We start from the raw sequence: 12,966 nt of genomic DNA, 5'->3' as shown, positions 1-12,966 counted from the left end.
GCAGAATGTACAGGTATCGGCTCAGTTTTCACCTTCAATTGACAGACCCGCAAGGGAAAAATGCAAGCACTCGATCCATAAAAATCATTCACCGGTCTTGGCCGCGTGAAGCTTGCGAGTCATAAAAACAATGAAAACGCTGAAAACCCAAGTCGCCATTATTGGCGCCGGTCCGTCCGGATTGCTCCTCGGCCAGTTGTTGCACAACGCCGGCATCGATACCCTCATCCTCGAACGCCAGACTCCCGATTATGTCCTCGGCCGTATCCGCGCCGGTGTGCTTGAACAAGGCATGGTAGAGCTGTTGCGTCAGGCTGGCGTGAGTCGGCGCATGGACGCCGAAGGGCTGGTGCATGGCGGTTTCGATCTGGCCCTGGACGGGCGTCAGGTGCACATCGATCTGCACGCGCTGACTGGCGGCAAGACGGTGATGATCTACGGTCAGACTGAAGTGACTCGTGACCTGATGGCCGCTCGTCGGGAGACTGGCGCGCTGACGATTTACCAGGCACGCGATGTCGTTCCTCATGGCATGAAAAGCGACGAAGCTTTTGTCACCTTCGAAAAGGACGGCGAAACCTTTCGCGTCGATTGCGATTACATCGCCGGTTGCGACGGTTTCCACGGCGTCGCTCGCCAATCGATTCCGGCCGATAGCCTGAAAGTGTTCGAGCGGGTTTATCCGTTTGGCTGGCTGGGAATTCTCGCCGACACGCCGCCGGTGCATGAGGAGTTGGTCTACGCCCGTCATGAACGCGGCTTTGCCCTGTGCAGCATGCGCTCGGCCACCCGCACACGTTATTACCTGCAAGTGCCGGCGGATGAAAACGTCGATGCCTGGAGCGATCAGCGCTTTTGGGATGAATTGAAAAAACGCCTGCCAGTGGAGCTTGCCGAAAAACTGGTCACCGGCCCGTCGATTGAAAAAAGCATCGCGCCGCTGCGCAGTTTTGTCGTTGAGCCGATGCAGTACGGGCGGATGTTTCTGATCGGCGACGCGGCACATATCGTCCCGCCCACTGGCGCCAAGGGTTTGAACCTGGCGGCAAGTGACGTCAGCACGCTGTTCAATATTCTGCTGAAGGTTTACCGCGACGATCGCACCGATCTGCTGGAGAAATACTCGGAAATCTGCCTGCGCCGAGTATGGAAGGCCGAGCGCTTTTCCTGGTGGATGACTTCCATGCTGCACCGCTTCGATGATCACGATGACTTCAGCCAGCGCATCAGCGCTTCGGAACTGGACTACTTTGTCAGTTCAGAAGCAGGGCGAAAAACCATTGCAGAAAATTACGTCGGACTTCCGTACGAGGCTATCGAATAGCCTGCTACCGACTTACACTGGCGAGCATCCCCGCTCGCCTGACGATCTGCGGGACTCTCACTGCCCGCAGGTTTTGCCCGTGACCAATCTCAATCAGCCTGAAACGCCCAAACCGGCCATTCGCAGCGTGCTGGTCGCGCTGATGATGGCGATCTTTCTCGGCGCGCTCGACCAGACCATCGTCGCCGTGTCGATGCCGGCCATTTCTGCGCAGTTCAAGGACGTAAGCCTGCTGGCCTGGGTAATTTCCGGGTACATGGTCGCGATGACCGTGGCGGTGCCGATCTACGGCAAGCTCGGCGACTTGTACGGGCGGCGCAAATTGATGCTGTTCGGCATGGGCGTGTTCACCCTCGCCTCCCTGTTTTGCGGCATGGCACAAAGCATGGAGCAACTGGTGCTGGCGCGGATCCTTCAGGGCATCGGCGCCGGCGGGATGATTTCGGTGAGTCAGGCGATCATCGGCGACATCGTGCCGCCGCGTGAACGCGGGCGTTATCAGGGTTACTTCAGCAGCATGTACGCCGTGGCCAGCGTTGCCGGTCCGGTGCTTGGCGGGTACATGACCGAATATCTGTCTTGGCGCTGGGTATTTCTGATCAACCTGCCGCTGGGACTTGGCGCGTATTGGGTGGCGCGACGCAATCTGCGCGGGCTGCCGATTCCGCAGCGCAAACCGATCATCGACTACCTCGGTACGTTGTTGATGATCATCGGCCTCACTGCCCTGCTGCTGGGCATTACTCAGGTTGGTCAGGGTCATTCGTGGCGCAGCGCTGAAGTGCTCGGTTTGTTCGCTTGTGCGGTGGTGGTGCTGGCGCTGTTTGTCTGGCACGAGCGGCGTGCCCGTGAGCCATTGCTGCCGATGCACCTGTTCGCCAACCGCAACGCCCTGCTGTGCTGGTGCACGATTTTCTTCACCAGTTTCCAGGCGATTTCGCTGATTGTGCTGATGCCGCTGCGCTTTCAGACCGTCACCGGTGCCGGTGCTGACAGCGCCGCCCTGCACTTGCTGCCGTTGGCGATGGGACTGCCGATTGGTGCATTTTTCGCTGGCCGACGTACGTCGATCACCGGGCGTTACAAACCACAGATTCTGACCGGCGCTCTGCTGATGCCGATCGCGATTCTCGGTATGGCGTCCAGCCCGCCCGAGGCGACGCTGGTCAGTGGTCTGTTCATGCTGCTCTGCGGTATTTCCAGCGGCATGCAGTTTCCAACCTCGTTGGTCGGCACCCAGAATTCGGTGGAACAACGCGACATCGGTGTAGCGACCAGCACTACCAACCTGTTTCGCTCTCTGGGCGGCGCAGTGGGTGTGGCGTTGATGTCGGCGCTGTTACTGGCGTTGCTGCAGGATTCAAGTTTCGCCCATCTGGCCAGCAGTTCGCTGATGAGCGAAGGTCATTCGGGTAACGTCTTGCTGGATGGTCTGAACGCCGCGCCGGGTGATGCGCAGAACGCCTTGCGTGCGGAGTTGCTGGTGACGTTCCGGCATCTGTTGTGGGTGAGTGCGGCGGTATCGTTGCTCGGGTTGGCAGCGGCGATTGCGATGCCTAACAACCTGCTGCGCGGGCGCGAGCACGGCGCCAAATAACCGCAAAAGATCGCAGCCTTCGGCAACTCCTACATGCGCATGCATAACCCTGTAGGAGCTGCCGAAGGCTGCGATCTTTTGATCTTCATGGGCTGTAGTAACCCACCGCAACGAGGAAATGCCCGGCCTTCTTCAGGTAAGCATGCTTGTCCTCGACCTTGCCGGTCACCGGGTTTTTCCAGCGATATTCATATTCGCCCTCATCCTGCTTGCCGATCAGCGCCAGAATCGGCTCGCCCACCGGTTTGCCTTCCGGATCCTTGACCTTACCGAAGTCGGTGTTGATCAAGCGCAGATTGGTGCCGTGGGCAACGTAACGCTGGGTGTTCAGGTCGACCACAAACACGTACAAGTCATCCTGTAAGTAACCGCCCTTGAGCGAATTGATCGCAGTCAGTGTGGCTTTCTCGTCTTTGCCCAGATCAGTCGCCGCTTTGTCGAGCAATGCCTTGGCCTGCTCCGCCGAGGCTCGCGGCAAGTAATAACCGACCGCCAGAATCCGCTGGCCGATGCGCTGGTAATACACATGCTTGCGCTCGACCTTGCCATCGGACCAGTTCTGCCAACGGTATTCAGCCTGCTGGATGCCATTGCCTTCCGGCACTTTCAAAGCGTCCTTGAAGGTTTTCTGCAAATCAGGGCCGAGCACCTCACTGACATCACGGCCGATCAAAGCCGAGGAAGGCCCGCCGCTGGCGAGCATCACGCCTTTGGTATCGACCACGAACACATAGCGATCCTTGTCGACGAACTCGCCCTGGCGGCTGAACGCGGCGAACGCCTTGTCACCGTTGTCGTGGTAATAGGCCAAGGCTTTTTCCAGCAAGGCGATGGCGGCCTGGCTGTCATCCTTGGCGGTCGTGGCGGCGCTGGCCTGGCCGAAACCGGCCAGTAACATCACGCCGAGCCAGGCCACTTTATGCAAAAACCCCATAGCGCATCCCTCGTTCTTGTTGGTGTTTCAAGAGCGTAGACGGCTTGGGGTGATGTACGAGTATTCAGAATGATGCAGGGGATTACAGAATCCCCTGCACTGATCAACAAAGCTTATGGGCGGGAATTGATCTGCTGCTGCAAATTCTGAATCTGCGCCTGAAGGGTGTTGATGTTGCGGGTCATCTGCCCACGGAAGGCATCGAACTCAGCGGTATTGCCGCCACCCTGAGGAGCCGCCGGGCGGTTGTCCTGCTCGCTTTTGAGTACAACGATTTCCTGTTCGAGACGATCGATCGCCGCGCTCGGATTGCCCTGCTTTTTCAGTGCAGCGATATCAGCGCCGAGGCTTTTGAACTGCGCATCGAATGCTTTCAACTGCGCGTCGACCTTGCTGGTGTCGGCCGGCGTGCTTTTCACCGTCGCCAATTCCGCAGTCAAGGCTTTGACCTGCGCCTGCAACTGGGTATTGGCGTTCTGCTGTTCGGTGGTCTGCGCAGTCATCTGCGCCAGTCGCTTGTCCAGATCACTGGCCTGCCCTGCTACGCCTTGCTGCTGTTTGCTCTGATCGAGCAGCTTGCCTTCGAGCTGTTTGATTTGCAGCTTCAGGGCCTCGCTGTCACTGGTGACGTTGGACTGACTGGCGACGACCTTGCCGGAAATGTCCTGCAGGCGTCCGGCCGCTTCTTCGCTGATTCGCGCGAAGCTTTCCTGAGTCGCGACCAGTTGCTGCTCCATCAACGAGATCTGCTGGAAACTCCACCAGGCCAGACCGACGAAGGCGAAGAACAGCGCACCGACCAAGGCCCACAATGGCCCGGTGCTCGCGGCTTTGACCTTGACCACCGGCGGCGTGCGCGAGTGTACGGAGGTGCGGGCGGTGGTCGGAATGTCATCGTCGTCGAAGGTGTCGGCACGCAAGCTCGGGACATCATCGAAATCGTCGTGGGCATCATTACGCATGGACATTGAGGCAACCTTTGTGAAACGCGGTGATGGCTAAATGCTGCGAAGTATAACCGCCGCAGCCGCAGGGATTGACCCCCAAGCGGCTACACGGTTCATTGCCGCCCGGCCGAATCGTTTCAACGGATGTCCTGAGCTTTCCACCACGCGCAGAACTCATCCAGCGCCGACCACAGGCTGACTTTCGGATCGTAGTCCAGATAATGCCGGGCGCGGCTGATGTCGAGGGTGAAATTTTTTTTCATTACCTGCATGCCCAGACGCGACAGGGTTGGCTCCGGACGCCCGGGCCAGAGCTTGCACGCCCCTTCGTTGAGCGCCGCAACGCTGTAGGCCAGACCATACGAACGGTACTTGGTGACCTGCGGCACTTCCATCTTGCGCATCACGTAATTGACCACATCCCACAACGGTACCGGTGTGCCATTGCTGATGTTGTAGGCCTTGCCCAGCGCGGAACCGGCGGCCAGCAAGCTGCTGAGCATTGCTTCGTTGAGGTTCTGCACACTGGTGAAATCGACCTTGTTCAGGCCATTGCCGATGATCGCCAGCCGGCCCTTGCGCTGCATGTTAAGCAGGCGCGGGAAGATGCTCATGTCGCCGGCGCCGGTGACGAAACGCGGGCGCAGGGCGATGGTTTCGAGGCCGAATTCCTGCGCGCCGAAGACCTTTTGCTCGGCCAGGTACTTGGTCGCGGCGTAGTGATGTTTGAAGCGCTTGGGCACTTGCTCTTCGGTCAGATTGAGGTGATCACGGCCATCGAAGTAGATCGACGGCGACGACAGATGCACCAATCGCCGGACGCGCTGCTTCAGGCAGGCTTCGACGACGTTTTCGGTGACCTGTACGTTGCCTTGGTGAAAGTCCTGATATCGGCCCCACAGCCCGACAGCCCCAGCGCAGTGCACCACGGCTTCGACGTCGGAACACAGTTCGCGTACCAGGTCGGGATCGGTCAGATCGCCGGGGACAAACTCGGCACCACGGCGCACCAGATGTTCGACGCTCTCGGCCCGGCGACCGTTGACCCGCACGTCCAGGCCCTGCTCCAGGGCGAAACGCGCAAAGCGCCCGCCAATGAAGCCGCTTGCGCCGGTGACCAGAATTTTCATGCAAAACTCCAACAAAAAAGCAGCTGCGAGCATCAAGCCTCTAGCTGCAAGTTTAAAACGGTGCGCAGCGCTTGACTTGCCGCTTGCAGCTTGACGCTCATGGCTGTTTTAAAGGCACCAGCCATTGCGCCGATGAACGCACCAATTGCTCGGTCAGCAAGCCCAGCAACTGACCGCCATTGCGCCAATGATGCCAGTACAACGGCACGTCGATCGGTTTATCTGGCAACAGTTCCCGCAATAACCCGCGTTGCAGTTGATCGCGCACTTGCAGTTCCGGCACCAGGCCCCAGCCGAGTCCGGCTTCGGTGAGGCGGATAAAACCCTCCGAGGACGGGCATAAGTGGTGTTCGAATCCACCATCGACACCCAGCGAGGCGAGATAGCGATGCTGGAGGAAATCATCCGGGCCGAACACTAGCGCCGGGGTGCGCGGCAATTGCTCTGCGCGTACGCCGTCGGGGAAATGCCGCTCAATGAACGCAGGGCTGGCCAGCGCGCGATAACGCATCGCCCCGAGCAACACACTGCGCGCGCCGGCCACCGGTCGTTCGCTGGCGCAAAGGCACGCGGCCACTTCGCCGGCGCGCATGCGTTTGAGGCCGACCGTCTGATCTTCGACAATCAGATCGAGCAGCAAATGTTGTTCAGCACAGAAATCGCCTACAGCTTCAGCCCACCAGGTGGCGAGGCTGTCGGCATTCAAGGCGATGCGCAGACGTTCCGGCAGGCCCTCTTCGTCCAGCGCGGGCACAAGGGTTTGCAAGTCGCGCTCAAGCAAACGCACCTGCTGCACATGGTTGAGCAGGCGCCGGCCTATTTCCGTCGGTGCCGGTGGTGTGCCGCGAATCAGCACCGGTTGGCCAACCCGCGCTTCGAGCAGTTTGATCCGCTGCGAAATCGCCGATTGCGACAAGCCGAGCACCTGCGCGGCCCGTTCGAAACCGGCCTGCTCGACCACAGCGGCCAGAGCGGACAGCAATTTATAGTCGAACATCAGTTTTCCTAATGAGCGATCAGCAATATTGGTTTTTCTTATACAGGTTTCGACCGGAGAATAGCCAGCAAGCACTCTTTCTCAAGGATCACTTTCATGGCTGGCGAAACTTCACTCACGACTTTGTTGCGCAGCATGAGCCCGCAACTCAACGTCGGCGAATACGTGTTCTGCACCCTGCGCGACGGTCTGCTTCCAAGCGGTCTGGAGATTGTCGGCAGCTTCCGCGAACAGGAAGGTTTGACGGTGATTCTTGAACGCTCCCATGCCGAACAGGCCGGTTTCAGCTTCGACTATGTCGCCGCGTGGATCACCTTGAATGTGCACTCGGCGCTGGAAGCGGTGGGCCTCACCGCCGCGTTTGCCACGGCATTGGGTAAAGCCGGGATCAGTTGCAACGTGATTGCCGGCTATTACCACGACCATTTGTTCGTCGGTCAGGCCGACGCCGAACACGCCATGCAAGTGCTGCGCGATCTCGCAGCCAACGGGGAGTGAATCTTATGTGGCAAAGCTATGTGAACGGCCTGCTGGTGGCGTTCGGACTGATCATGGCGATCGGCACGCAGAACGCGTTTGTATTGGCGCAGAGCCTGCGTCGTGAACATCACCTGCCGGTGGCGGCGCTGTGCGTGGTGTGCGATGCCCTGCTGGTGGCGGCCGGGGTATTCGGGCTGGCGACGATTCTGGCGCAGAACCCGACGCTGCTGGCGATTGCCCGTTGGGGCGGCGCGACGTTTCTGATCTGGTACGGCGGCCAGGCGCTGCGCCGGGCCTGTTCGAAACAGAGCCTGGGTCAGGGCGAGAACCAGACTGTGCGCTCACTGCGGGCGGTGATGCTCAGCGCTTTGGCGGTGACGCTGCTCAATCCGCACGTTTATCTGGATACGGTGTTGCTGATCGGCTCTCTCGGCGCGCAGCAATCGGTGCCGGGCGCTTATGTAGTGGGCGCGGCGAGCGCTTCGTTGCTGTGGTTTTTCACGTTGGCATTGGGCGCTGCGTGGTTGGCGCCATGGCTGGCGCGTCCGAGCACTTGGCGGATTCTCGATCTGGTGGTGGCGTTGATGATGTTTACCGTGGCCGGGCAATTGATTTTCGCCAGCTGATTTATTCCAAACAGCTAAGGGGATGCCCTCACTAAATGACGGGGCGGCGGCCCTTCGGGTTGGAGCTGTGATCGTGCCAAGCGGCGTTGCGGGACTCCAAGAGGCAAAAAGCATCCTCTTCGTCCCGCGCCTTGCTTGGCACGATCACAGCTCCAACGCGATCCGTCATTTAGTGAGGGCATCCCCTTGAACCTCTATCCCACACAGTTGTTGCGTGGTTATGCCGCAACCCCGGTGCTATGATCGAAACCCTGCGCCGCAAAGAGTAAAAACTCGCCGGTGCATTTCTGGCCGCCCGTGATCGGCCTTGCGCTCACCGCAACAGACCTGATTAGGAGAATCATCATGGCTTTCGAATTGCCGCCGCTGCCTTACGCACACGATGCCCTGCAGCCGCACATTTCCAAGGAAACCCTGGAATACCACCACGACAAGCACCACAACACCTATGTCGTGAACCTGAACAACCTGGTGCCAGGCACCGAGTTCGAAGGCAAGACCCTGGAAGAAATCGTCAAGACTTCCTCGGGCGGTATCTTCAACAACGCCGCTCAGGTCTGGAACCACACTTTCTACTGGAACTGCCTGGCGCCAAACGCCGGCGGTCAACCAACCGGCGCGCTGGCTGAAGCCATCAACGCAGCCTTCGGTTCGTTCGACAAGTTCAAGGAAGAGTTCAGCAAAACCTCGATCGGCACCTTCGGTTCCGGCTGGGGCTGGCTGGTGAAAAAGGCTGACGGTTCCCTGGCCCTGGCCAGCACCATCGGCGCCGGCAACCCGCTGACCAGCGGCGACACCCCGCTGCTGACCTGCGACGTCTGGGAACACGCTTACTACATCGACTACCGCAACGTTCGTCCTAAGTATGTCGAAGCGTTCTGGAACCTGGTCAACTGGAAGTTCGTTGCTGAGCAGTTCGAAGGCAAAACCTTCACCGCTTAAGCTGCGCGCCAGTCAAAAAACCCGGCTTTTGCCGGGTTTTTTATGCCTGCGTTTAAATAGCGTTTTTCTCACCCTGAAAGCCGTCTACCGCTGCTTGCTGCCGTGCCACAGCGGGCTACCATCAAAAAGACGAAAAAATGCTGCGAACCGCTCAAGTTGAAGGCCGAAACTACCGACACAGTACAAATAGGGCTAATACTCCAATCAGCAGCATTTCGGCCAAGGCCACGGGCAAATCATCCCCGGTCTGATTGTCCCTTTGACTGCCAACACGGGATTGCCAATACTCATGGCAACTTGACGCTACCCGCACGGAACAAGGAATAAACCTTTGAAGCTGGAACTCAAGAACAGCTTGTCGGTGAAGTTGCTCCGGGTCGTGCTCCTGTCGGCATTGATCGTAGGCGTAGTCTTGAGCTGCGCGCAGATCGTTTTCGATGCCTACAAAACCCGCCAGGCTGTTGCCGGCGACGCCGAACGAATCCTCGACATGTTCCGCGATCCCTCGACCCAGGCTGTCTACAGCCTCGACAGGGAGATGGGCATGCAGGTGATCGAAGGCCTGTTCCAGGACGATGCCGTGCGCCAGGCCTCAATCGGCCATCCCAACGAAGCCATGCTCGCGCAGAAATCCCGCGACCTGCAGCAGTCCAACAGCCGCTGGCTGACTGACCTGATCCTCGGCCAGGAACGCACCTTCACCACGCAATTGGTGGGACGTGGGCCGTACAGCGAGTATTACGGCGATCTGAGCATCACCCTCGATACCGCCACTTATGGCGAGGGCTTTATCGTCAGTTCGGTGATCATCTTCATTTCCGGGGTTTTGCGCGCACTGGCCATGGGTCTGGTGCTGTATCTGGTTTATCACTGGCTGCTGACCAAACCGTTGTCGCGGATCATCGAACACCTCACCGAGATCAACCCGGATCGCCCCAGCGAGCACAAGATTCCGCAGCTCAAGGGCCACGAAAAAAACGAACTGGGAATCTGGATCAACACCGCCAATCAGTTACTTGAGTCGATCGAGCGCAACACCCATCTGCGCCACGAAGCCGAAAACAGCTTGTTGCGAATGGCCCAGTACGACTTCCTCACCGGCCTGCCGAACCGCCAGCAATTACAGCAGCAACTGGACAAGATTCTGGTCGACGCCGGCAAGCTGCAACGCCGGGTCGCGGTGTTGTGCGTGGGACTGGATGATTTCAAAGGCATCAACGAGCAATTCAGCTACCAGACCGGCGACCAATTGTTGCTGGCTCTGGCCGATCGCTTGCGTGCCCACAGCGGCCGCCTCGGCGCCCTCGCCCGTTTGGGTGGCGATCAGTTCGCCCTGGTCCAGGCTGACATCGAGCAGCCTTATGAAGCGGCAGAACTGGCGCAAAGCATCCTTGATGATCTGGAGGCGGCGTTCGCCCTCGACCATCAGGAAATCCGCCTGCGCGCGACCATCGGCATCACCCTGTTCCCGGAGGACGGCGACAGCACCGAAAAGCTGTTGCAAAAAGCCGAGCAGACCATGACCCTGGCCAAGACCCGCTCGCGCAACCGTTATCAGTTCTACATCGCCAGTGTCGACAGCGAGATGCGCCGTCGTCGTGAACTGGAAAAAGACCTGCGTGATGCGCTGTTGCGCGATCAGTTCTACCTCGTCTATCAACCGCAGATCAGCTATCGCGATCACCGCGTGGTCGGCGTCGAAGCGCTGATTCGCTGGCAGCATCCGGAACACGGTCTGGTGCCGCCGGACCTGTTCATTCCGCTGGCCGAGCAGAACGGCACGATCATCGCCATTGGCGAATGGGTGCTCGATCAGGCCTGCAAGCAATTGCGCGAATGGCACGATATGGGTTTCGCCGACCTGCGTATGGCGGTCAACCTGTCAACGGTGCAGTTGCACCACGCCGAATTGCCGCGCGTGGTCAATAACCTGCTGCAGATGTACCGCCTGCCGCCGCGCAGCCTGGAACTGGAAGTCACCGAAACCGGCCTGATGGAGGACATCAGCACCGCCGCGCAGCACTTGCTCAGCCTGCGCCGCTCCGGCGCGCTGATCGCCATCGATGACTTCGGCACCGGGTATTCGTCACTGAGCTATCTGAAAAGCCTGCCGCTGGACAAGATCAAGATCGACAAGAGCTTCGTCCAGGATCTGCTCGATGACGACGACGATGCGACCATCGTTCGCGCGATCATTCAACTGGGCAAGAGCCTCGGCATGCAGGTGATCGCCGAGGGCGTGGAAACCGCCGAGCAGGAAAGCTACATCATTTCCGAAGGCTGCCACGAAGGTCAGGGCTACCACTACAGCAAGCCGCTGCCGGCCCGGGAACTGGGCGCCTATCTCAAACAGGCACAACGCACTAACGCGGCCATTCTCTAAAAGTCAAAAGATCGCAGCCTGCGGCAGCTCCTACATGAATCGCATTCCCCTGTAGGACCTGTCGAGTGCAACGTGGCTGCGATCTTTTGATCTGTGCCATCACACCGACGTAAATAAGAAATATTTCCAGCCACAACCCTTTACACATAATGCGAAAGATTTGCATTATGTCGCAGTTTTGCGCCCCCCCAGCGCGAGTCCACTCAACTATCGAAGCAGGATGTTCGCCATGATTCGTATGCCTCTGGCTACCGCCAGTCTGCTGGCCATCGCTATTTCCCTCGCCGGTTGCGGCGAAGGCAAAGACAAGGCCGCCGCTCCGGCCGCACCGACGCCAGCCGCCAGCACCGCCGCACCTGCGGCTGCTCCTGCCGCTGCCGGTAAAGTCGACGAAGCCGCCGCCAAGGCTGTGGTCGCGCACTACGCCGACATGGTCTTCGCCGTTTACAGCGATGCCGAATCCACCGCGAAAACCCTGCAGACCGCCGTCGACGCTTTCCTCGCCAAGCCGAACGCCGACACCCTGAAAGCCGCCAAGGCCGCCTGGGTCGCCGCGCGCGTTCCGTACCTGCAGAGTGAAGTGTTCCGCTTCGGCAACACCATCATCGACGATTGGGAAGGTCAGGTTAACGCCTGGCCACTGGACGAGGGTCTGATCGACTACGTCGACAAATCCTACGAGCACGCACTGGGTAACCCGGGCGCCACCGCCAACATCATCGCCAACAGCGAAGTTCAGGTCGGCGAAGACAAGGTCGACGTCAAAGACATCACCGCGGAAAAACTCGCCAGCCTCAACGAGCTGGGCGGTTCCGAAGCCAACGTCGCCACCGGCTACCACGCGATCGAATTCCTGCTCTGGGGCCAGGATCTGAACGGCACCGGCCCTGGCGCTGGCAACCGTCCGGCCTCCGACTACCTGGAAGGCGCCGGCGCCACTGGCGGTCACAACGATCGTCGTCGTGCCTACCTGAAATCCGTGACCCAACTGCTGGTCAGCGACCTCGAAGAAATGGTCGGCAACTGGAAGCCGAACGTGGCTGACAACTACCGCGCCACTCTGGAAGCCGAGCCGGGCGAAACCGGTCTGCGCAAAATGCTCTTCGGCATGGGCAGCCTGTCGCTGGGCGAACTGGCGGGCGAGCGCATGAAGGTTTCCCTGGAAGCCAACTCCCCTGAAGACGAGCAGGACTGCTTCAGCGACAACACGCACAACTCGCACTTCTACGATGCCAAAGGCATTCGAAACGTTTACCTGGGCGAGTACACCCGTGTTGACGGCAGCAAAATGACCGGCGCCAGCCTGTCGTCGCTGGTGGCCAAGGCTGACCCGGCTGCCGACACCGCACTGAAAGCCGATCTGGCTGCAACTGAAGCCAAGATCCAGGTCATGGTTGATCACGCCAACAAGGGTGAGCACTACGACCAGTTGATCGCGGCGGGCAACACCGCTGGCAACCAGATCGTTCGCGACGCCATCGCCTCGCTGGTCAAGCAGACCGGTTCGATCGAAGCCGCTGCCGGCAAACTGGGCATCAGTGATCTGAACCCGGACAACGCTGATCACGAGTTCTGATCAACCGCGTCTGCGTCAAAAAAGGCGACC

General features: G+C 59.3%; 11 protein-coding genes. 7 read left to right on the top strand and 4 right to left on the bottom strand.

What is annotated here, in order from left to right; genetic code table 11:
* Positions 1–139: 139 nt before the first annotated feature.
* Positions 140–1,324, top strand: coding sequence for a 4-hydroxybenzoate 3-monooxygenase (gene pobA / locus ACOYXE_RS29085; RefSeq protein WP_405124185.1), 1,185 nt, complete (start codon positions 140–142; stop codon positions 1,322–1,324).
* Between the two features lie 79 nt (positions 1,325–1,403).
* Entirely contained in the window at positions 1,404–2,921 is a 1,518-nt protein-coding gene (locus ACOYXE_RS29080) for an MDR family MFS transporter (protein WP_160059216.1), read from the top strand.
* A gap of 85 nt (positions 2,922–3,006) precedes the next feature.
* Here ACOYXE_RS29080 and ACOYXE_RS29075 read toward each other — a convergent pair whose 3' ends face one another.
* The 4 genes from ACOYXE_RS29075 to ACOYXE_RS29060 form a co-directional block, all read right to left on the bottom strand.
* Positions 3,007–3,855 carry a cache domain-containing protein gene (locus ACOYXE_RS29075; protein WP_160059218.1) on the bottom strand — a complete coding sequence of 283 codons (849 nt, stop codon included), beginning with the start codon at positions 3,853–3,855 and terminating at the stop codon, positions 3,007–3,009.
* A gap of 113 nt (positions 3,856–3,968) precedes the next feature.
* Positions 3,969–4,823, bottom strand: coding sequence for an ATPase (locus ACOYXE_RS29070; protein ID WP_093430545.1), 855 nt, complete (start codon positions 4,821–4,823; stop codon positions 3,969–3,971).
* A 116-nt stretch (positions 4,824–4,939) separates the two neighbouring features.
* Positions 4,940–5,932 carry an NAD-dependent epimerase/dehydratase family protein gene (locus ACOYXE_RS29065; RefSeq protein WP_160059219.1) on the bottom strand — a complete coding sequence of 331 codons (993 nt, stop codon included), beginning with the start codon at positions 5,930–5,932 and terminating at the stop codon, positions 4,940–4,942.
* A gap of 97 nt (positions 5,933–6,029) precedes the next feature.
* Positions 6,030–6,929 carry a LysR family transcriptional regulator ArgP gene (locus tag ACOYXE_RS29060; RefSeq protein WP_460927214.1) on the bottom strand — a complete coding sequence of 300 codons (900 nt, stop codon included), beginning with the start codon at positions 6,927–6,929 and terminating at the stop codon, positions 6,030–6,032.
* Between the two features lie 96 nt (positions 6,930–7,025).
* On the opposite strand from ACOYXE_RS29060, the gene ACOYXE_RS29055 reads away from it, so the two are divergent.
* The 5 genes from ACOYXE_RS29055 to ACOYXE_RS29035 all read left to right on the top strand — a co-directional run bounded on the left by ACOYXE_RS29055 (position 7,026) and on the right by ACOYXE_RS29035 (position 12,936).
* The gene (locus ACOYXE_RS29055; protein ID WP_460927212.1) at positions 7,026–7,427 is read left to right on the top strand and encodes an ACT domain-containing protein; all 402 of its coding nucleotides are present in this window, start codon (positions 7,026–7,028) and stop codon (positions 7,425–7,427) included.
* Positions 7,428–7,432: 5 nt separating this feature from the next.
* Entirely contained in the window at positions 7,433–8,035 is a 603-nt protein-coding gene (locus ACOYXE_RS29050) for a LysE/ArgO family amino acid transporter (RefSeq protein ID WP_460927210.1), read from the top strand.
* A gap of 345 nt (positions 8,036–8,380) precedes the next feature.
* On the top strand, positions 8,381–8,977 hold the full coding sequence (locus tag ACOYXE_RS29045) for a superoxide dismutase (RefSeq protein WP_007918933.1): 597 nt from the start codon (positions 8,381–8,383) through the stop codon (positions 8,975–8,977).
* A gap of 331 nt (positions 8,978–9,308) precedes the next feature.
* The gene (locus ACOYXE_RS29040) at positions 9,309–11,360 is read left to right on the top strand and encodes a putative bifunctional diguanylate cyclase/phosphodiesterase (protein ID WP_077574345.1); all 2,052 of its coding nucleotides are present in this window, start codon (positions 9,309–9,311) and stop codon (positions 11,358–11,360) included.
* Positions 11,361–11,589: 229 nt separating this feature from the next.
* Positions 11,590–12,936, top strand: a complete 1,347-nt coding sequence (locus ACOYXE_RS29035; RefSeq protein WP_405122976.1) for an imelysin family protein — start codon at positions 11,590–11,592, stop codon at positions 12,934–12,936.
* Positions 12,937–12,966 lie beyond the last annotated feature (30 nt).

The sequence above is a fragment of the Pseudomonas sp. MC6 genome (assembly GCF_054790575.1).
This window is presented reverse-complemented; position numbering and strand designations above follow the sequence as displayed.